This is a genomic window from Geosporobacter subterraneus DSM 17957 (assembly GCF_900142145.1).
Taxonomy (GTDB): domain Bacteria; phylum Bacillota; class Clostridia; order Peptostreptococcales; family Thermotaleaceae; genus Geosporobacter; species Geosporobacter subterraneus.
This window is the reverse complement of sequence record NZ_FQZV01000028.1, coordinates 1-21,117: the sequence shown is the minus strand read 5'-3', so window position 1 is coordinate 21,117 and position 21,117 is coordinate 1. Positions and strand designations below refer to the sequence as shown.

The 21,117-nt window shown below is 37.7% G+C and carries 21 protein-coding genes and 1 other RNA gene; 1 reads left to right on the top strand and 21 read right to left on the bottom strand.

Annotated elements, in window-relative coordinates; translation table 11 throughout:
• Positions 1-13: 13 nt before the first annotated feature.
• From BUB56_RS11110 to BUB56_RS11040, 15 genes are all read right to left on the bottom strand, one after another.
• Positions 14-775, bottom strand: coding sequence for a LytR/AlgR family response regulator transcription factor (locus BUB56_RS11110; protein ID WP_110941391.1), 762 nt, complete (start codon positions 773-775; stop codon positions 14-16).
• Positions 757-2,478: a sensor histidine kinase gene (locus BUB56_RS11105; RefSeq protein ID WP_110941390.1), complete on the bottom strand. Its 1,722-nt coding sequence runs from the start codon at positions 2,476-2,478 to the stop codon at positions 757-759. The genes BUB56_RS11110 and BUB56_RS11105 overlap by 19 nt, the downstream gene beginning before the upstream one ends.
• 243 nt (positions 2,479-2,721) lie before the next feature.
• Positions 2,722-2,817, bottom strand: coding sequence for a DUF1858 domain-containing protein (locus BUB56_RS11100; protein WP_110941389.1), 96 nt, complete (start codon positions 2,815-2,817; stop codon positions 2,722-2,724).
• Positions 2,818-2,884: 67 nt separating this feature from the next.
• Positions 2,885-3,511, bottom strand: a complete 627-nt coding sequence (gene hisIE / locus BUB56_RS11095; RefSeq protein ID WP_110941388.1) for a bifunctional phosphoribosyl-AMP cyclohydrolase/phosphoribosyl-ATP diphosphatase HisIE — start codon at positions 3,509-3,511, stop codon at positions 2,885-2,887.
• Positions 3,512-4,276 carry an imidazole glycerol phosphate synthase subunit HisF gene (gene hisF / locus BUB56_RS11090; protein WP_110941387.1) on the bottom strand — a complete coding sequence of 255 codons (765 nt, stop codon included), beginning with the start codon at positions 4,274-4,276 and terminating at the stop codon, positions 3,512-3,514.
• Between the two features lie 11 nt (positions 4,277-4,287).
• On the bottom strand, positions 4,288-4,986 hold the full coding sequence (hisA, locus tag BUB56_RS11085) for a 1-(5-phosphoribosyl)-5-[(5-phosphoribosylamino)methylideneamino]imidazole-4-carboxamide isomerase (protein WP_110941386.1): 699 nt from the start codon (positions 4,984-4,986) through the stop codon (positions 4,288-4,290).
• Positions 4,983-5,588 carry an imidazole glycerol phosphate synthase subunit HisH gene (hisH, locus tag BUB56_RS11080; protein ID WP_110941385.1) on the bottom strand — a complete coding sequence of 202 codons (606 nt, stop codon included), beginning with the start codon at positions 5,586-5,588 and terminating at the stop codon, positions 4,983-4,985. Before hisH ends, hisA begins: the two co-directional genes overlap by 4 nt.
• A gap of 34 nt (positions 5,589-5,622) precedes the next feature.
• Positions 5,623-6,210, bottom strand: a complete 588-nt coding sequence (hisB, locus tag BUB56_RS11075) for an imidazoleglycerol-phosphate dehydratase HisB (protein WP_110941384.1) — start codon at positions 6,208-6,210, stop codon at positions 5,623-5,625.
• On the bottom strand, positions 6,207-7,265 hold the full coding sequence (gene hisC, locus BUB56_RS11070; RefSeq protein WP_110941383.1) for a histidinol-phosphate transaminase: 1,059 nt from the start codon (positions 7,263-7,265) through the stop codon (positions 6,207-6,209). The genes hisB and hisC overlap by 4 nt, the downstream gene beginning before the upstream one ends.
• Positions 7,262-8,548 (bottom strand): histidinol dehydrogenase, encoded by a 1,287-nt coding sequence (gene hisD, locus BUB56_RS11065; RefSeq protein ID WP_330392624.1) that lies wholly within the window; start codon positions 8,546-8,548, stop codon positions 7,262-7,264. The genes hisC and hisD overlap by 4 nt, the downstream gene beginning before the upstream one ends.
• Positions 8,549-8,564: 16 nt before the next feature.
• Positions 8,565-9,191, bottom strand: coding sequence for an ATP phosphoribosyltransferase (gene hisG / locus BUB56_RS11060; protein ID WP_110941382.1), 627 nt, complete (start codon positions 9,189-9,191; stop codon positions 8,565-8,567).
• 12 nt (positions 9,192-9,203) lie between these two features.
• Positions 9,204-10,496, bottom strand: coding sequence for an ATP phosphoribosyltransferase regulatory subunit (hisZ, locus tag BUB56_RS11055; protein ID WP_110941381.1), 1,293 nt, complete (start codon positions 10,494-10,496; stop codon positions 9,204-9,206).
• Positions 10,497-10,647: 151 nt separating this feature from the next.
• Positions 10,648-10,890, bottom strand: a complete 243-nt coding sequence (locus BUB56_RS11050) for a hypothetical protein (RefSeq protein WP_110941380.1) — start codon at positions 10,888-10,890, stop codon at positions 10,648-10,650.
• Between the two features lie 66 nt (positions 10,891-10,956).
• Entirely contained in the window at positions 10,957-11,535 is a 579-nt protein-coding gene (locus BUB56_RS11045; protein ID WP_110941379.1) for a 2'-5' RNA ligase family protein, read from the bottom strand.
• 73 nt (positions 11,536-11,608) lie between these two features.
• A complete protein-coding gene (locus BUB56_RS11040) occupies positions 11,609-12,184 on the bottom strand; it encodes a YkuS family protein (protein ID WP_190014424.1) in 576 nt (191 codons plus the stop codon).
• A gap of 181 nt (positions 12,185-12,365) precedes the next feature.
• Here BUB56_RS11040 and BUB56_RS11035 point away from each other — a divergent pair, with 181 nt between their 5' ends.
• Positions 12,366-13,913 (top strand): putative polysaccharide biosynthesis protein, encoded by a 1,548-nt coding sequence (locus BUB56_RS11035; RefSeq protein ID WP_110941377.1) that lies wholly within the window; start codon positions 12,366-12,368, stop codon positions 13,911-13,913.
• 15 nt (positions 13,914-13,928) lie between these two features.
• Here the strand turns inward: BUB56_RS11035 and BUB56_RS11030 are convergent, their stop codons facing one another.
• The 6 genes from BUB56_RS11030 to BUB56_RS11005 all read right to left on the bottom strand — a co-directional run bounded on the left by BUB56_RS11030 (position 13,929) and on the right by BUB56_RS11005 (position 20,752).
• Positions 13,929-15,149: an EAL domain-containing protein gene (locus BUB56_RS11030; protein WP_190014422.1), complete on the bottom strand. Its 1,221-nt coding sequence runs from the start codon at positions 15,147-15,149 to the stop codon at positions 13,929-13,931.
• Positions 15,150-15,477: 328 nt separating this feature from the next.
• A non-coding RNA gene (gene ssrS, locus BUB56_RS11025) (6S RNA) lies at positions 15,478-15,655 on the bottom strand.
• A 165-nt stretch (positions 15,656-15,820) separates the two neighbouring features.
• On the bottom strand, positions 15,821-17,380 hold the full coding sequence (locus tag BUB56_RS11020; protein WP_110941375.1) for a phosphoenolpyruvate carboxykinase (ATP): 1,560 nt from the start codon (positions 17,378-17,380) through the stop codon (positions 15,821-15,823).
• A gap of 165 nt (positions 17,381-17,545) precedes the next feature.
• A complete protein-coding gene (locus tag BUB56_RS11015) occupies positions 17,546-18,322 on the bottom strand; it encodes an N-acetylmuramoyl-L-alanine amidase family protein (protein WP_110941374.1) in 777 nt (258 codons plus the stop codon).
• A gap of 36 nt (positions 18,323-18,358) precedes the next feature.
• Positions 18,359-20,134: an ATP-dependent zinc metalloprotease FtsH gene (ftsH, locus tag BUB56_RS11010; protein WP_110941373.1), complete on the bottom strand. Its 1,776-nt coding sequence runs from the start codon at positions 20,132-20,134 to the stop codon at positions 18,359-18,361.
• Positions 20,135-20,308: 174 nt separating this feature from the next.
• Complete coding sequence (locus tag BUB56_RS11005; protein ID WP_110941372.1) at positions 20,309-20,752, bottom strand: hypothetical protein; 444 nt, start codon at positions 20,750-20,752, stop codon at positions 20,309-20,311.
• Positions 20,753-21,117: the final 365 nt, after the last annotated feature.

Below are 21,117 nucleotides of genomic sequence, written 5' to 3'. Positions count from 1 at the left end.
TTGTCAAAGTCTATTATATATTCATCATCGCTCTGAATTTATTGGCATTACTCCTGCTTACAGGTATTTTATCTTTTGTATAACCATTCATGGTAATCTGATAAGTTCCATTAAACCAATTATCAATTTCCTGTATTTCATTAATATTAATCAAATAACTGCGGTGACATCTAAAAAATTGACTTGACTTAAGCTTTTCCTCAAACTCAACAAGGGTAAGATTTGAAGAAAACACTCCTTTTTTAGATTTAATACAGGAATTCCGTCCATCTACACCAATAAAAATAATATCTTCAGGATCCAGAGGGATATGCTTTCCATTACTATATACGCAAATCTTAGAAGCTGTTTTAGGTTGGGCTAAATACCGGAGCAGCTGTTCAATGTTCCCCTCCGTTTTTTGATACTGCTTTAATAATCCGTATACCCTTGATATGGTATTGGATAATCTATTTGCAGATATGGGCTTCAATATATAATCTACTGCATTGATTTCAAAAGCCTTTATTGCATATTGATCAAAAGCTGTAATAAACACGATGAAAGGACTATTTTCAAGCTGCAACACTTCATTGGCAAGATCAAACCCGCTGATTCCTCTCATCTGGATATCTAAAAGAACTAAATCCGGCTTTTGGTTTTTTATCATTTCAAAGGCGGTTCTGCCATCTCCCGCTTCTCCTACAATTTCAATATCATATCCTTTAAGATTGTCTAACAAATATTTGATTTCTTCTCTTGCAGGGGCTTCATCATCTACAATGATACAACGCACGGTAGTTCCTCCCTATCCTTTTCTTTTTTTGGAACCCTTGCCCTTACTGTAGTTCCTTTCCCAAGTATACTTTCTATATTTAGTCCATAATCCAAACCATATTTAACCTTCAATCGTTTGTCAACGTTAACAAGTCCTATATGATCATGTTTATCATCTTCATTTAACAAATTGCACAATTTTATCGGATCTATCCCCACACCATCGTCCTCTACGGCCAGTTCGATCCAGTGATCCATTTCCTTTGCTGAAATCTTTACAGTGCCGCCCTCTTCCTTATTAAATATTCCGTGTTTTACAGCGTTTTCTACGATAGGCTGCAAAATTAACGAAGGCATTACACAGTTTATATTTTGCGGGATATCATACTGTATTTGGAGCTTATCCCCAAAACGTGCCAGTTCTATTGCTAAATAAGATTCAATATTCTTAATCTCGTCCATGAGGTCAACATCCTCACTGTTATATTGCAGATTTTTTCTAAAATAATCTGCCAGATGAATAATTAATTCTCTTGCATTCTCTGGTTTTGTACGAATGAACGACACAATTGTATTTAATGCATTAAAAAGAAAGTGGGGATTAATCTGTGCTTGCAGTGCCTTTAACTCTGCGTTGGCTAACAGCTTTTGCTGGTATTCCAGCTTGCTTAATTCTATTTGTGTTGAAAAAAGCTGTACTAATCCTAGAGCCAACTGGATATCCATACTGGTTATGCCCATTTTATCTGACTTATACAGTTTTAAAGTTCCTACTACCTTTTTTCCTTCTAATAGGGGTACTATGACTGCAGACTTTAGATTACAATTCCTGTGGTGACATCCAATCTCCTCTGAAGTATGTGCAATCCTATATTCTCCTGTCTGCACCACTTCCCTTGTCAGGCTGGTCATCAATCCCTTTCCCGGAAAATGATGATCTATTCCCTCTCCCACATGGGCAAGAATCTTTTCGTTATCTGTGATCGCAACAGCTGCAAGATTAGACATTTCATATATGATTTTAGCAGTTTTTTCCACAGACTCTGCATTAAAACCAGTTCTCAGGTAGGGCAAAGTTTTATTTGCAATATTGAGTGCTAGCTGAGCTTGGGCTGCACCAATTCTTTCCTGCTCTATGAAAATGCTTTGCGTTAAGGCTACAAAAATGGCAATACCAATGGAATTTACAAAAACCATCGGGAACCAAATGATTCTCACCAATCCTAATGCTGCTTGAAAAGGTTGTGCTAAACCTAAGATGATAATCATCTGCACGATTTCACTTACAGCTCCTGTTACTAAGGCCCCTAACCAGCTTATCTTAATATCCTTTACTAATTTACTTCCAAAACCTCCGATCATTCCCTCTACCACCGTAGATACAGCACAAGCTGCCGCAGTAAAACCCCCGATATCAATTGCCCATCGGTGTCCGCCTGCAATAATGCCGCTTAACAAACCTACAAGAGGACCACCCAGCCACCCGCCTACAAATACACCAATAACCCTTGAATTAGCGATAGCTCCATTTACTGGAATTCCTGAATAAGTGCCAATGATTCCAAAAACGCCAAATACTATGGACATAAGAATTTTCTCCAGCAGCGTTGTCTCCCGTTTTAGTACTAGTTTTTTGTAAAGAGAGCTTCTGGATAGTAAAAAGGCTAGAATAATAATGATACCTGCACGATTGAGCAAGCTGCTAAACAAACCTAATACCATAAGGGATCTACCTCACTTTTTGATATTTCACGAAATAGTTTTCTTACTATTATTATACAGAAATGTTTGTGAAATCTCAAATACAGCCGAATCAGAAAAAAAACAGATGAGAAACTTTCTTTCATCTGCTTTTTCACTCATTTATTAATGCTTTATATTTTTTTCAAGCTCTTCGATTAACTTGCGTTCTTCAATACCGTAGCGCCGAGCAGCGTAGCCTACGCTTTTATGCAGCACACCCCCTCATCCGAAGCATCGTATACCAAACTCATTTAGTACGGCTTCTGTCTCCGGATGCTTTGATATAAGTTCGCGAATAATTGTATCACGATTAATCATATAGACACCTCCTATTTATAGCATAGGTAACTATATTGTTTTCATTCAATTTAAAAATTATATTTTTTTACTTATTATACCTATTTAAAAGTTCTTCATGAAGTTCATCAATTGTAATATTTTTTTCAGCCATTAATACTAAGGTATGATAAATCAGATCAGAAATCTCGTAAATACATTCCCTTTTGTCCGGATTTTTCGCGCTAATGATTACCTCTCCTGATTCTTCTGCAATTTTCTTTAAAATTTTATCGATACCTTTTTCAAAAAGGTAATTGGTATAGCTCCCTTCTTTCGTTTTAGCTTTTCGCTCTCTGATTCTTTGATCCAGATGTTTGATAATGTCTTTTTTAACCACAGCTTCTTCTTCATCTCTAAATAGTTCTTGATAAAAACAGCTTTTTTTGCCGGTATGACATGCATTACCTGCCGGTATAACTTCTATCAGCAGTGTATCCATATCACAATCGTAACGGATTCTTTTTACCGATTGGTAATTTCCAGAGGTTTCCCCTTTGTTCCAAAGCTTATTTCTACTCCTGCTGAAAAACCAGGTTTTTTTAGTTTCCAGCGTTTTTTCTAAAGATTCTTGATTCATATAAGCCATCATCAATACTTCTTTATTGGAATAATCCTGTATGATCGCCGGAACCAATCCGGCATCATTAAACTTAAGCTGTTCTATCCGCTTCATTTATTCTGTCCTCCTGATGGGAACCCTACTGGAATATAAATAATCCTTCAGATCATAGATTTTAATTTCTCCATAGTGAAAAACCGATGCTGCAAGAGCGGCGTCCGCTTTTCCCTCTGTAAGCACCTTATAAAAATCTTCTCTCTTTCCAGCACCGCCAGAGGCTACCACAGGGATTGAAACCACTTCTGAAATAGATTTTGTCAGTTCTATTTCATATCCGTCTTTAATACCGTCTGTATCAATGCTGTTAATTACGATTTCTCCCGCTCCAAGCATTTCTCCTTTTACTGCCCATTCTAGTGCATCTAATTTTGTATCTACTCTTCCCCCGTTAATATAAACGTTCCACTGCCCTTGAAGATTTTTCTTTGCATCGATAGATAACACGACACACTGACGACCGTATTTAAGTGCCGCTTCTGTGATAATTTCAGGATTCATTACAGCTGCTGAGTTAACAGAAACCTTGTCCGCCCCGGCCCTTAGGACATCATGAAAATCCTGTATCCCACGTATACCTCCTCCAACCGTAAAAGGAATATTGACCTCCTCTGCTGTTTGCTCCACTAGATGCAGGAAGATATTTCTGCCTTCATTAGAAGCAGTTATATCATAGAAAACCAACTCATCGGCTCCTTCTGCACTATAGTATTTAGCTAGCTTTACAGGATCATCTACATCGATCAGATTCTGAAATTTCTTCCCTTTCACAACCCGTCCATTATTAACATCCAAGCAAGGAATAATTCTTTTTGTAAGCATGAATACACCCCCTATAGTTCCTCTAATCGGATATCTCCCGTATAAAGTGCTTTACCGATAATTGCACCATAGAATCCCATTTGCTGAAGCTTTTCAATATCGGCTTTGCTGCTGACTCCTCCTGACGCAATGAGATCCAAAGTTAGATTTTTCTTCATTTCTTCCAATTCCGTGTAGTTGGGCCCGGCTAGCATTCCATCCTTTGCAATATCTGTATAAACAATCGTCTGTAAACCTATATTCTGTAATTCCTTAGCAAAATCAATAGCACGCAAATTAGTGACAGTCTTCCATCCATCCACTGCGATATACCCATTTTTTGCATCTAACGATACGGCAATTTTTTCTCCGTATAACGCAATCGCTTGCTTGACAAGGTCAGTTTTAAGTACTGCTGAAGTGCCCAAAATGATTCTGGCAGTTCCTATTCCTAGAAGTCTATGGATATCTTCCAAGGTCCGGATGCCCCCACCCACTTGAACCGGAATTGGAACCCTATTAATAATTTCTCTGATTAATCTGGTGTGAACGGTTCTTCCTTCTAACGCACCATCCAAATCTACCACATGCAGGAACTGTGCGCCTCTATTCAACCATTGGAGTGCTGTCTCCACCGGATTTTCACCAAATATCTGCTCCCTACTGAATTCACCTTGCTGCAATCTTACACATTTCCCTTTTCTAATATCTATAGCCGGAAAAATAATCACCCTACCAACTCCCCAAAGTTTTTCAATAGCTGGATTCCAGTTTTGCCGCTTTTTTCAGGGTGAAACTGCATTCCGATGATATTATTTTTTCTTATCAAAGCAGGAAATTCCATGCCGTAATTACACCAATAGATTACATTTTGATGCTCCTTGGTCTTTAAATAATATGAGTGCACAAAGTATACATATTCATTGTCTTTCAGCTCTTTTCCAATAGGGTCATCTATGTGTTTCTTTAAATGATTCCATCCCATATGGGGTACCTTTAATCCTTTATCAAACCGATGAATTTCCCCTTCCATCAGCCCCAGACCGTCAAACTCTCCGTCCTCGAAGCTTTTATCGAAGAGCAGCTGCATTCCAAGGCAAATACCCAGCACAGGTTTTCCAACTTCTACCGACTTTAATAGACCCTCCTTAAGTCCGCTGCTGGACAATTGGGACATTGCATCTCTAAAAGCTCCCACACCTGGCAAAATCAACGCATTGCTGTTTAGAATCTCTTCGTTTTTTTTAGCTATTATCGTATGAAATCCCAAACTATTTAATGCTTTATAAACACTTTTTAAATTGCCTACGCCATAATCTATGATTGCAATCATTGTCTTCCCTCCCCATCAAGGAAACCTTCTCAGTTTAGAGTATCCCTTTTGTAGATAACACACCATCTATTCGATTTTGAACTGCAGTGGCCTGATCTATTGCCCTGCCAAAGCCTTTAAAAATAGCTTCTATCTTATGATGGTTGTTCTTTCCATAAAGCAGTTTTATATGAAGTGTTACTTCTGCATGATTTGTAAAAGCACGCATGAATTCTTCCACAAGTTCCGTGTCAAAATCCCCTAATCTGGGCGTATCAAAGACCGCATCAAAATGCAGAAAAGCTCTTCCGCTGATATCTAAGGCTATGAGGGCCAATGATTCATCCATGGGGGTAAGTACTGTCCCATATCTGCTAATCTTGCTTCTATTCCCCAATGCCGTTTTAAATGCTTTTCCTAGGGCTATTCCAATGTCTTCTACCGTATGATGACCGTCTACTTCGATATCTCCTTTGCAGTTTAGTATCATATTCAAAAAACCATGTTTGCACATTAGGGTTAACATATGATCCATAAAGCCTATCCCAGTTTTAATATCCGTTTCTCCTTTTCCATCTAAGGTGAAGGTAAGATCAATATCTGTTTCTGCTGTGGTTCTTTTTACTTGGGCACTGCGATTCATAAGGCTATCACTTCCTGAAATATATTCTTGATCATATCATTTTCCTCTTTTGTTCCCACCGTAATACGCAAACAATCTTTCAGCACTCCCTCTTTTCCATAGAAGCGAATGCCAATTTTCATATTTTTACATTTTTCCTGTATTTCACTTGCTTTACTTGTTTTTATCAGAATAAAGTTGGATTTTGATGGATATATCTTTACTTCTTCCAATGTTTCCAACTGGGCTATCAAATGATCCCTTGCATCTACAATCTGCCGTATATAGTCTTGGACCATCTGAATGTTTTCTAGAAACAGCTCCCCAAGGGCTTGGGAGTAGGCATTTAGATTATAGGGGGGCTTAACACGGTAAACATAATCGATCACTTGCCTCTGTGCTACCATATACCCGATTCGTGCACCTGCTAAAGATATTCCCTTCGACAGGGTACGCAGTACGATCAATCGCTCTTTTTCTTTAATCCAATCAATCATGGATTCCCCATAAAATTCAAAATAAGCCTCATCCACCACGATCATTGCTTTAGTCGCTTCTAACAAACCTATGATTTCCATTGGTGTGATGACTGTGCCCGTTGGATTATTTGGATTACAAATAAAAATGAGCTTGGCATGATTTGCATTTGCTGCTTCAATGATTCCGCCTATGTTTATAGCAAAGTCTGCATCACTTTCGATTTCAATAAACTTCCCACCGGCAATAGTTGTAAACACTTTGTACATTGAAAAGCTGGGCTCATGGCTTACTACTGCATCTCCCGCTTCAACAAAGGTTTGAATAATATTCTGGATCATCTCATCGGAACCATTTCCGCATAGAATGCTTTCTATTGGAAAGCCCACATATTTTCCGATAGCCTTTCTCAGCATAATGCTGTCGGTATCAGGATAGCGATTCAGATCAATGCTTTGAAGTCTTTGTAATAATAATGAATATAACCTATCTCCTAGATTGTAGGGGCTTTCATTTGCATCCAGCTTGATTGAAATCTTATCCTTTGGGACCCGATAAGCTTCCATCTCAAGGACACTTTTTCTAACTAATCCCATCATGGTAAAAACCTCACTTTTATAGAATTTGCATGGGCGGTTAAGCCTTCATGCAAAGCAAAACTCTCTATTTCATCCTTAACCTGACTTAAGGCGGTTTTACTATAATAAATCACACTGCTTTTTTTAACAAAATCCTCTACCCCTAAGGGGGAGGAAAACTTAGCAGTTCCATTTGTCGGCAAGGTGTGATTGGGTCCGGCAAAATAATCTCCCAAGGGCTCTGGTGAAAAATGTCCTAGAAAAATAGCCCCCGCATTCTTTATCTTCGGCAGTATTTCAAAAGGATTCACCGTCATAACCTCTAAATGCTCCGGTGCAATATCATTTATCATTGCTACTGCCGTCTCCACATCTTCCGGTACATAGACAGCACTATTCTTCTCAATAGCCTTCCGGATGATCTGAACCCGATCTAATGAAGCTATTTGATCTTCTAAAGCAAGCTTTACCTTTTCTGCAAGACTATAGGACTGTGTAATTAGAATAGAGGACGCCATCTCATCATGTTCTGCCTGTGACAAAAGATCTGCCGCGATATAAGCGGGTCTGGCACTCTCATCTGCCAGAATACATATTTCACTAGGTCCTGCAATCATATCAATATCTACAACCCCAAAAACCTTCTTTTTTGCCCGGGCTACATAGATATTTCCGGGTCCCACGATTTTATTCACAGGTAGAATTGTTTCTGTTCCGAAAGCTAAGGCAGCTATTGATTGCGCCCCTCCAACCTTGTATATTTCATCCACTCCTGTCAATTTTGCTGCAGCCAGTATATAAGGATTCACCTTACCATCCTTTCCCGGGGGTGTTACCATTACCAAGCGCTCCACTCCTGCAATTTTGGCCGGGATCCCATTCATTAATACCGTCGACGGATAGGCTGCCTTCCCCCCAGGAACGTACATTCCTACACTTTCGATCGGCGTGACTTTCTGACCCAGAATAATTTCCCCATCAAAATCCATCCATGAGTTTTGACGCTGTTTCTCATGATATGACCAGATATTCTTTCTGGCCTTATCCAGGATCTCCTTGAATTCATCCGATACTGCTTCCCATGCTGCATTTATTTCTCCTTCTTCTACCTGAATCTTATCTAATAAGACTCCATCAAATTTCTGTGTATATTCAATTAATGCTTTATCCCCATCCTTCTGTATATTCAAGATGACGTTTTCGACCACTTCATCAATTTCTGCCATGCTTTCCTCAACCCGGTGTTGAAGCAACTCACTTAGCTTCTTTTTATAGTCATCTAATCTGACAGATATAATACGCAAAACTTTTGTCCCCCTTTTAATCGGCATTCTGCCTTAAGCCTTCAATAATACGGGAAATATGACTCATTTTGGTTTTAAAGCTCACCTTATTTGCTACCAACCTTGCACTTACCCGACAAATTGGGCTGATAATAATCAATCCATTTTCTTGTAGGGTTTTTCCCGTTTCTACAATATCTACAATTACATCAGACAAACCAATAATCGGTGCCAATTCTACAGACCCATTCAATTTGATCACTTCTATAGGCCTACCCAGTTGGTGAAAATATTTTCTGGATACGTTAGGAAATTTTGTAGCAACCCTAATCTTTTTCCCAGGCTGATCTACATAATCCCTCAATGCAGCTACTACAAATTTACACTGTCCAAATCCCAAATCCATCACTTCATATAAATTGGCTTCATTCTCCATTAATATATCCTTTCCAAGCACACCCAAATCCGCAGCTCCTTTTTCTACGTATATGGCTACATCACTAGGTTTAACAAAAATAATACGAATTTTTTGAAGTTCATTTTCATAAATTAGTTTTCTGCTCCCCGGATGATAATCAGGAAACGTAATTCCTTGAAGTGTCAACATTTTTAATGTATTCTCTGCTAGTCTTCCTTTGGCTAGCGCAATATTCACGAAATCCACTTTTTGTCCTCCCTAGTGAATAGAAAACACGGCTCCATTGCTCTCTAGATTTTTCAGGAACTGAACCATAGTTTTTTTCTTAATTTCATTATTTTTGATGCTTACAATCTTTAAATTTTCCCCTGCTAATTCAATGATTTCTTTTATGTTGCGAAATTCAGCATTTTGTATTTGCCCTTTTAAATCCCGTCCATATAGATCAGATTCTACGATGAAGCCTTTGCTTCTCAGTGTTTCAGCCAACAAAAAAGCTCTTTCCCTTGTCTTTTGCGTATAGAGAATTAAAAAATCTGTAAAGCATATTGATTCTTTTAACATATTGTTCATTTCCATAACCTCCATCATTTCATCAATATTCAACCCAAATCCTGTAGCAGGCAGCGCTAACCCGTACTGCTTCGTAAGATGATCGTATCTCCCTCCGCTTAGCAGTGGTTTTCCATAGTTCCGAGCGTATCCTTTAAATATAACTCCCGTATAATAATCCATATGATTGACCAAACCTAAATCGATGGTTATATACTCTTCATAACCATAATCCTTAAGGATCTCATATACCTCAGATAAATAATCTACAGCCTTTTCCATTTCTATATTTAGGGCGATTTCTTTTGCAGTTCTAATTACATCATTAGGCTTACCATACAAATAAGGGAGCTTTTGTATCGTATCTTTCACCCGACTGGGAATATTTAATGGCCTTAAAAAATGAAATAGTTCAGATGCATTCTTTTCTTCAACCAGCTTTCTGATATGATCCTTAATGTTTTTTTCCAATGCCACCTCCATCATCAAACCTTTGAAATATGCTGCTTGCCCCAGATCAAATTGGAAATTTTTTATTCCGCATTCCTTAAGAATCTTGACTCCTACTGCCACTACCTCTGCGTCTGCATCGCTTTTTTCATTCCCAAGATATTCTATACCCGCTTGCATAAACTCACGTTTATTTCCACTTTGATCTTCACTTACGCGAAAAACATTGGCAATATATGCAAACTTAAAATATCCTTGATATCTGCCATGACTGTTGGCAGCCATTCGAGCAATAGGTATAGTTACATCCGGTCTTAGCACCATGATCTTTCCATTTCCATCTATAAACTTAAACATCTCATCCCGATGAATCGTCCCCTCTATCCCCACAAACAAGTCATAATATTCAAAGGTAGGAGTCATAATCTGACGGTATCCAAAGCTCTTGAATTGCTTTTTGATCTGTCCAATGATCTTATCTTTTGTTTCATATTCGTCCCAATGGGTATCTGCCACCCCCTCAGGAACATAATTTTTATACTGCAGCATGATCTCTACAACCTCCCCTTTATTAATTTATCGCTTTATCACATTAAACTAATACTAGTTTAATATTTTTTCCCTCATTCGTCAATAAAGAAAATAAAGAATTAGAAATTTTTAAATTTAAAATAAAAGAGAATGTTCTTTTGAACACTCTCTATATATAAATTCTATCAACAGATATTCTTTTATCTGTATGGCAGTGACCACAATAAAAAAGGTGCAAGCATTGGTCATAGGGCACACCATCAATGCGTTGAGTTATTTCCATAGGCAAATAGGTACTATAATCATCGAAATAGTCTTGGATTGCTCCAGTATTCTCCATTGAATGATTACATTTGGGACACTTAATAAGATAGCTTGCCATGGCATTGCATAAAGGACATACCAGTTCCATATCCAATTCCTCCATCCGCTTCTTTGCTCCCTATTATTTTGAGTGGATATCTTAAAAACAATCCACTTAAAATTTGGTAATAGAGCTGTCCAGAAGATTAAATTTTGATATAATCTTTTTTCCCGGTTCAATTTCTGGATACCAAAGTTCCAGCTCTTCTATCCGCTCATGGTACTGAAAAGGAAGTTCCTTAACTTCCAACCAAGCTTTTTGACTTTCTTCAGTACTCCAGCTTCTTCCAAATATGCCAGTGATACTCATATGGAATACCATTTCATCCGGATGAAATGCTCTAACCTGAATGCCTCTTTTCATCATCCCATCGTGAATAACGGTGTAAATCTCCTTTAACTCCCTTGTCTTTATGACATGAATCGTAATATTGTTATAAGGCTCCGGTATATAACTAAAGCCGTTGGTTACAATTTCAAAGGGATGTAATTCTTTTCGAATTTCCTTCAGCACTTTATGAATATGATCTACATCCTCTTTATCCTCATAGTAAAAAGCATCAAGGGTTAGATGTAGTTGAGGCATATAATTTTCCAGTAAATTATACTTTTCCCATATGGTTTGCTGGATTGCACTCCCATGATGGTAGATTGCTCCTTTAGGTACTGCAACTAAGTATACTAGCTTTTCCATATAATCCTCCCCTTGATCTGAATTGCTTGTGGTTGTCTGAAAATCCTATAATAAAAGCTAGGTTTCCCTAGCTTTATTTTATGCACAATCGGTTAATTACTTCCACAACTTCTTGCGGTTTCATATTAGATGCATTCAGTGTCAGAACGTATTTTGCACCATATTGTCTCATCTCATATGTAAAAATCGTCTCCCAAGTCTCATCAACTCCTGTGAAAACGATTGCTACCACTTCACCATCAACCTTATGGGCGGGAATGACGTCATATCCACTCTCTAGCAACAATTTTTTTACTTCTGTAAGTCCCTCTTCAACAGACACCTTAAGCTTTTTCACAGTTTTCTGCAATACATTGCCTGCAATTTGCTCTGAGGATTCTTTCTTTTCTCCTACTTTTCCAATTACCTCTAAAATCTCATCCTTTTTCAATTTAGATGCATTAATTGTCAGGAAGAATTTATTGTCATCGTAATGCATCCATTCCAAAGAACGCAGCTGCTCCCAGTCTTCGTCAATATTTGAAATGATAAAAATAGAAATATCAGGATTTACTTCATGGGATGTAATTACCTCATGCCCTAAAGCTCTGATATCTTCTATTAATTCTTTGAGGTCACTCTGCACAGATATTTTTAACCTTTTACTCATTAACAACCCCTCCTTTATTTGCATTACTATGACTTTATGATTTTGCTTATTACATATATATACCCATAAAAAACAATAAATCACATTTTTTATGATATATTGGATAAGTCCTCAGCGGTAATAGAATTTGTCTTGATTGAATATTAATTATATAGTAAATTCCTACGAAGAGGGTGTTGTTTTGAATAAAAATTCCTTTCTTTATGGTACAATGATTCTAATCTTAGTAAATTTTATCGTGCGATTTTTAGGTTTCGCCTATCGGATTATTTTATCCAGAATGATCGGCCCTGAGGCTATAGGCATATTTCATTTGGCATTCCCTGTTCTTATGGTATTTATTACCTTTACTTCTGCGGGCATTCCGGTTGCGGTTTCCAAGCTTATTGCCCATTTTTCTTCTCTAAACAACAAAACCGGCTGTAAGAAGGTACTAGGAATATCTATGTTTATCGGACTCTTCACAAGTGTCTTATTATCTGTTATGTTGTATTTCAATGCTCACATCATTTCAGAAAGATTAATTAAAAATACAGATGTCTATCCTAGTCTTATCGCTATGATCCCTGCCATTACACTCATAACGCTCTCCTCCATCATGAGAGGGTATTATTATGGCATGAAAAATGTAGGCCCTCCGGGCACTTCACAGATATTGGAGCAGGTTTTTCGCATCACCTTTGTTATCGGTTTTTTATTATTCCTTCCTCCCCTAATACCCAAATATGCTTCTGTTATTGCTATATTAGGTGTCTCGGTAGGAGAGCTTACTGGTTTATTATGGCTGGTGATTCAATTTGGAGATTTTAAGACTTCCTATATAACCAAAACCTATCAACATTTCAAGCATCCTAATATAGAAATCTTATCCAAGATTCTATACATATCTATACCTATCACAATCACTAGAATGATCGGTGTGATTATGCAGTCTATCAACGCAGCACTTATTCCACAGAGACTTATGCATGCAGGCTTTTCTTTGCAAGAAGCCGTTTCTATATTTGGTAAACTGGCAGGTATGGCCATGCCTTTGCTTTTTCTTCCCTTTATTGTAACCTCAGCTTTAGTAGTTAATATTATACCCTCGATAGCAGAGGAGGTTGCATTAAAGAATTGGCATCAGCTTAGTTTAAAATCAAATCTTGCTATCCGAATGACACTGCTGGTATCCATTCCAATTACAGCTTTGTTGATTTTCTTTGCAAACCCGATCTGCAATTTCTTATACCATCAGGGGAATGTAGGTGAATACTTATCCTTACTTGGATATGCAACGGTTTTCTTAAGTCTTCAGCATGTACTCTCAGGTATTTTGCACGGCATGGGAAAACAAGTTATCACTACAATCAATTATCTTATTGGTATGCTGCTGCAGATATTTTGCACCTACTATCTTGTTCCCCATCCGCTTTTCGGTGTAAAAGGCTTTATCTTAGGCTTCATTTTATCTACATTTACAATATCTCTATTAAATTATGTTGCACTTAACCATTATATTAAGCTAAAGCCTAACATCATCAATGATATAGGAAAGCCAATTTTTTCTACCTTGATCATGGTCTTGATGCTACTCAATCTTTATCAACTTCTTTTAAAATTTGATGTTGCATCGAATATTTCTATACTTATAAGCATTCTGTCTGCCATCTTAGCCTATGCAGCTGCAATATTCTCTACCGGGTCCATTAATCGAAGAACCCTACAATATATTCTCAAAAAAAAATAAAACCTATACAAGGTTTTATTTTAATTCATTGATTGTATTTAATAATATTCCTATAGGCACTACACCATAAAATTTCCCATTTTCTACAACAATAATATAGTCATATATATTTTCTTCTCTCCTTGCAATGGCTTTTCTACAAGTGGCTTTTATATCAATCGATCGTTCTAATATTAAGGGATTTTGCTCCATTATTCTGTCGATAGGCACTCCCTGCCACTGTTGAACAGCCTGATTTGAGGCTATGTATATATCTAGTTTTTGTCTCATCACTAAGCCGATTGGAACCTCATGATCCGTAATTACAATCCCCTGTAAATGTTCTTCTGCCTTAAATTTTTCGTAAACATCAAACAGAGTGGAATTAACAGGTAGACTATCATCAAATCGAGTAATTTGCCCGATGTTGATTTCAAAAGATTGTTTCTCCAAGAACAATTTTTTTTGATGATACCGCTGCTGTATGGAGCATATAATACCCGCAGCAGGCTCTACGAAACCCTCTGCCGGCTTATGGATCAGATAACCTTGTCCATAGGCAACACCAATATCGATAAGTGTATTTAATTCATTCGTAGTTTCTATTCCCTCAGCAATCAATTTCATATTTGCTATTTTTGCAAACTCACAAAAAGTTTTCATTAATTCTTGTTTAATGATATCCTTATCTATATCTCTAACCAGTTCCATGTCGATTTTGATATACTGCGGATGTGTTTCTGCTAAAAGCCGTAGTCCGGAATAGCCGGCACCGGTATCGTCTAAGGCAATTTTATAACCCTGGCTAATATAATTATCTAAGGCCTTTCTGAAACTCTTATAATCACTTACAGCTGTTTTTTCTGTAATCTCAAAGATGATCTTAGTAGGGTTAATACCATACCTCTCTATATATTCCTTCGTCATACCTTTTTTATATCGAGGATCCTTGATCACTTCAGGGTTAACATTAATAAATATTAACTTTGCCTTTGGAAGATTATATGCATTTTCTAAAGCTTTTGTTCGGCATAACAACTCAAGTTCCCAAAGGCGGTTATATTTATCGGCTGTTTCAAATAAAAACCCCGGAGATTCAAGAACAGAACCTCTAGGCCCTCTGCTCAGGGCTTCATATCCTAGTATACTTCCGTTCGTTAAGTCAATGATCGGTTGGTATACCGTTCGAATCGCCTGCTTGTCCAAAATATCATTTAAAACCTCATATACAGAATCTCTTTTATATACTAATTCCATAGACTCCATCCTTTATTGTTGTGATGACTTAAGTATATAATATTTTCGACAAATTTTTCCATTATATTTTTGTTAAATCAAAGTAAAAACCCAGACCTGCTTTTTTACATAATTATAACAACCTTTACAAGGACTTATGTTATAATCAGGTTAGCCGAGCAACAATGGAGTTGCATCACAGATATTTTCCCTTCATGGTCTTTTTAAGACCATTTTTTTTACATAAAAAGACTACCCTGACTCCCGCCAGGATAGTCCTTACATTTTGATGATCAATACATTGATTGCCCTCAAGCAAATACTAAACTAGCATCTACTTGAGGGCAATCATCTTCCCAGAATGCCGTCTACCTGTAAATTCACACCCGCGGCTCACCTAGGTGGGTGCCCTATCCCTTACTTTTGAAGTCCACTCTACGGAGGCTTTTCATACACAAGGGAACGCGAACTCCCGGATGTTTTCTGTAGGTTGAATTTCAAGGTCTTAACGTACATCCCAGGTAATAATATATGATTATTATACACCATTCCCGTTTATTTTAAAAGCTTTGTTATAGGTCGAGAATAGGATTTAAATGCAATTATTCAATATTTCTGTATTATAATTCTACATTACGCAATTATGGTTAGGAAATCGTTTTTTCAAAATTTTAACATTCCCTTTTATAAAGTTATATTGCAGCCCTTTCAGGTACAGAATGGGCAATCACCTCTAGAATTTCACGGTCCAGCTCTTTGAACTGTTTTAACCAGTTAATTCTCTCCTTTCTAAGCTTCTCAACCAAACCCTGATATGCTTCAACAGAATAATATTGCTGTGGTCTGTATTTGCTAATGTCTATTCCTTCAATCTCCTTAGGTACCAAATAACCCCAATCCTTATCCAGTTCCCAGGTTATACCTTCTTTAGCGATTTGTTTCATGATCTCAGTTGAAATCTTGATCGTTATTTTCTCTCCTGAGAAATCCTTTCCTGCTCCTACGCTTCCAGTATTTAGTATATAGCATTCCATATCAGGATTCGCTTTTAGGATTTTTAGCAGACGATTTCCTTCCAGTCCTTCAGGTCCTACAATAAATGGATTTGTACCCACTTCCCGTTTTGACTGGCCAGCCTTCGTAGGGTCTCCAGCCGATGTTTCAATAGATTCTCCCAGCATAAAGAATGCAGCACCCTGCTCCGGTGTAAGCTTTGCTACTACTGGCATAATATCGTTTCTTCTGGTAATGAATATTACTTTATCGGCTTTACTTAAATCAACTTCTTCGTCCGTCATGGCAATTTCTTCCCTCAAGACAACACCTCGACCGTTAGAAGTGATATCAATGTTACAGAAATCCACTTTTCCTTGCTCCCCAACCCATATATTGTCAAATACTGCATTTTCACTGACAGCAGCTTGGTACAATACTTTCTGCGATGGCTCCAGCCCCTCCGTTTTGATATAGAAACCATTCTCTGTCCCGAAGCAATAGCCGTTCTCGTGCATCAAAACCACATCATCCTGGCGTATAACTACACCCTCCTCACCAGTTAAATGATGATCGTGAACCGTTAATGTAGTTTTACCTGTTCCGGATAATCCAAATAGAATAAAACCAACATCCTGAAGCTGTCCTTCCCCTTTTTTTATTCGAAGCACTTTACTGCCTGCATGCAGGCCCAGTCCACCTTTTTCTTTCATCATATACATGGCTTGACGAAGAAATGATTTTTTAGATTCTCCAAAATAATCGGTACCTGTAATATAGGTTACTCTTTTTTTCATATCTGCGAAAATGGTAATATTCCCCTCATTTAATTCTGGTACATAAATAGACACTATGTCAGCTTCCATTGCTGATTGTCCCTCCATGGGAGGAAAAAGTGTATTTGCCCATTTCATAGCAATTCTTGCCCATTGTTTGGTTATATACAATCTGCACTTTATAGCGGCACTTCCCATACCCATTAACCGGTCAATTTGGATGACCTCTTGTCCTTCCAAATAGGTTAGTATTTGCTTCTCAATCATTGAGGCCTTTTCCTCACTGATTGGTTTTTGTGCAACGCCAAGGGGTACATTGTCAACAATATAAGTAAACTTTGCACTTCTATTCTTGATCTTAGATATATAGCTTGGACTGCCAAACTCCGTTGTAGTTTCCATATCTGCAGCCATTGTTCTCATCTGACGATTGCTTGGATTAACAATCAGTTTTTTTGCCAAAATAGTTTGTCTAATATTCATGCTATATAAACCTCCACTTAGAAAATTGTATGATTTATTCCATTTTCCCACTGATTTAGTATAGCATATTTATTTATTAATGACAATTAATATGACCTATTCTCTTTATTTTAATTCCATAATAATCTATTTATGTCATATAAATAGATCCCCCTTTCGGGGGATCTAGGGATGCAGAAAATACTCTCTGGTACCTTCAACTATACCTTTTACCAGCAGCTCTTGATATATAGGATCATTTAGTAACAGATCATCCTGTGGATTTGACATATAACCTGCTTCAATTAAAATCACAGGAACCTCAGACCAGTTAAATCCCGTTATATCATTTCTTTCTTTCGATCCTCTATTTATAGCTTTCGTATTTCTAACCATTCCTTCCAGAATATAGGCAGCTGCTTTTCGGCTTTCACTGGCTATTTTTTCTGTGTGTTCATTATCCATAGAGGGGTAGAGTATAGATATTCCTCTAATCTTCTCATCCTCAGCGCCATCTGCATGAAGCTTGATTACCAAATCAACCCCTAATTCATTACCTATGATTGCCCGCTCTCTATTAGATATATCAACATTATGATCTTCTCTGATCATAAATACCTCTGCCCCCATATCTGCCAAGGACTTTCTCAGCTTTAATCCCAGATCCAATGTAAAGACATATTCAGGAACACCTGTAGCCACACCCGTGGTGCCATGGGAAACTTTGGTCTTCATAACTGCAGATCCTGGAGCAATCGGTTCTTTTTGCAGATTTCCTCTACCCTGATGACCTGAGTCGATTAAGATTTTTTTTCCTTGTAAAGGTTCCAAAAGTTTTTTCTGTTGAATAACTTTTTCTTCTAGTTTGTCAGGTACATATTCAAAAGGCTTCAAATAAGCTCCAGACACAACTGCAAACAAAGCAATCATCGCAAAAGCCAACCATACAAAATATCTTCTCATGTCATCACCTCCTTCAGATTATAAGTGCAAAAGCAGCTATATAGCTGCTTTTTCCCGACTAAATATTATTTCATTTAAATCTTCTTCATTAAGGGTCTCTTTATCTAAAAGCAGTGCTGTTATTTCCTTAAGAATGTTCATATGCTCTTCCATCAACTGCTTCGTTTCTTGATACAATTCTTCCATGATTCTTCTGCACTCTGATATTACTTCACTATCCATCCCTACACTTCTACCGCCATATAGCACATCATAGTTGATCATTCCCGCTTTTTTATTCATACCGAAATGCTTAACCATTGCCGTTACAATCTCTGTGGCTTTTTCAATATCATTGCTGGCTCCTGTTGTAATATTTTCTTCCCCATAAACAATTTCCTCTGCGATTCTGCCTGCTAATGCAATTTGTATATTATGAACCATTTCCTGTTTGCTTCTGTACATTCTGTCAGGCGGTATATTCATGCTAAAACCCCCTGCACCTTTCGTACTTGGAATAATCGTAACCTTCGTGACCCTGTTTTCAGGTGCTATAAGCTTTGTAACCAAAGCATGACCAGCTTCATGGTATGCTGTGATTTCCCTGTCCTTTTTGGAAATCATGCTTCTATCCTTTTTCTCTTCACCTGCGATCACAGTATAATAAGCCTTATCAATATGACTTAGGTCAATATGCTGAGCGCCTTGCTTCGCTGCTAAAATTGCCGCTTCATTCAACAGGCTTTCCAGTTCTGCTCCGCTGAAATAAACAGTTTGATGGGCTAATTTTCCTAAATCAATATTTTGAGAAAGAGGTTTTTGCCGGCTGTGTACTTGTAAAATTTGATGTCTAGCTTTTACATCAGGCAATCCAACTTCTACTTGTCGATCAAATCTGCCGGGTCGAAGCAATGCATCGTCTAATGTATCCAACCGGTTGGTTGCTGCAATTACGATAATTCCCTCGTTTTCATTAAAGCCTGACATTTCTGTTAGCAGCGCGTTTAAGGTTCGGTCTGATTCATCGTTTCCATTGATGCCATCTCTCTTCTTTCCTAAAGCATCAATTTCGTCGATAAAAATTACACATTTTCCTTTTTCTCTAGCTTTTTTAAATAAACTTCGAATTCTACCAGCACCTAGACCTGCATAGATCTGAATAAAATCAGAGCCAGATACCGCATAGAATGGAACCCCCGCTTCTCCAGCCAGGGCTTTTGCAAGCAAGGTTTTGCCTGTTCCCGGCGGACCATAAAGAATTACCCCTCGCGGTATCCTAGCACCATATTTACCATACTTTTCAGGGTATCTAAGAAAATCCACTAAGTCCAATATGCTTTCCTTAGCTTCTGCGTTTCCTGCCACCTGGGCAAAAGTAACCTTAACTTCCTCTTGAGGAATGGCCTCAAAATTGGACATTCTAGAAAATTCTCTCGAAGTCTGCTTTGAAGCTTGTTTCGATAGATACAGTCCCATTCCGCCTATAACCAAGATCACACCAAGTGTGCTCAGTGCATTTGTCAGCGTAGCGTTGGCCTTATGTTCTTCAACCTTTATCTGATTTTTTAGCAGCATTTCCTTAAAATTTTCAGTTCTCGGATTATCGGTTACAAATACCGTCCCATCACTGAATATACCTTTAATTTTCGCTTCATCCACTAAATATACAGTGCTTACCTGACGAGCCTCCACTGCTTCTAAGAATTCATTATAGCTTACTTCTTTAACATCACTATTTGCATTTGTTTGAACATATAATACAAATCCAATAGCACCTGCTATTACAATCAGAAGTACAGCAATGATTAACTTTTTATCCATTTTTATCTTCATGACAATACCTCCATTTATATATTTCGCAGGTCAAGGTTGGTTTACATAATGTCAATCATTATAACATAAAATTCTAAAATAAAAAAGCCACTTATAGATGCCTATAAATGGCTTTTTTGTATACCTTTATTATATATTTACTAAGCCGCCTATGGGAGCCCGTTGGGCTGCCAGCTACATACTGCTTCCTTCGAATTCTACGATCTCTGTATATATGAACGTATCTATCTGTATTTCTTCAACTTCAGAGTGGTTCTTGCTTAGAATTCCATATACCATGGAAATCAGTTCTTTCGTCATATATTTATAGCTTTGGTGAATATTTAAAATAACGTGGATAATCCCCTGATCAATATGGTTCAGCAACTGCTGTCTGGCTTTTTCATCCGGAACCTCGCTTTGAATATATCCCTTCCATAGGGGCTGCTCCATTAACATCTTCCTATTGTTCTCAGCGGAAATGTAATGGATATGTACCTCGCAGACTCCTTCCTGAGCCCTGGGGTTGCTGAAAATCCATGACTGCGATGTATCTGTCAGAAAATGTGCATTCATACATAGGATTGTGTCTTTCATTTTTGTAATGCTTTGTTTGCCAATCGCTAAAAAACGAATCATTTTTTTCCTCCTTGTAAGATAAATATAGGGTTAGGGCTCAAAAACCCACCCGAATGTTCTTTGACAACTTTAAATCTATTGTTCAGATGAATCAGTGACACCAGACATTGAATTTTTTAAACATCGTGCTATAATCTCTTTGTCAGAGAGATAGATGTGCATTCCTCCTGGATCCCTTCCATAGTAGAGGCTTATCCGTGAAAAAGCGTGTCACTCCACAAGGACGATTCGATGTTTAGCTGGTTGGGCCACCATTTGGTGTTACCCGTTTCAAATGCAAGGTTGTTTGACGTTCTTCTTTTAGTGGATGCTCTGATTCATTCTGTTTGAAAGGTTGTGCTCTTATGTCTAAATTTATTAATGAT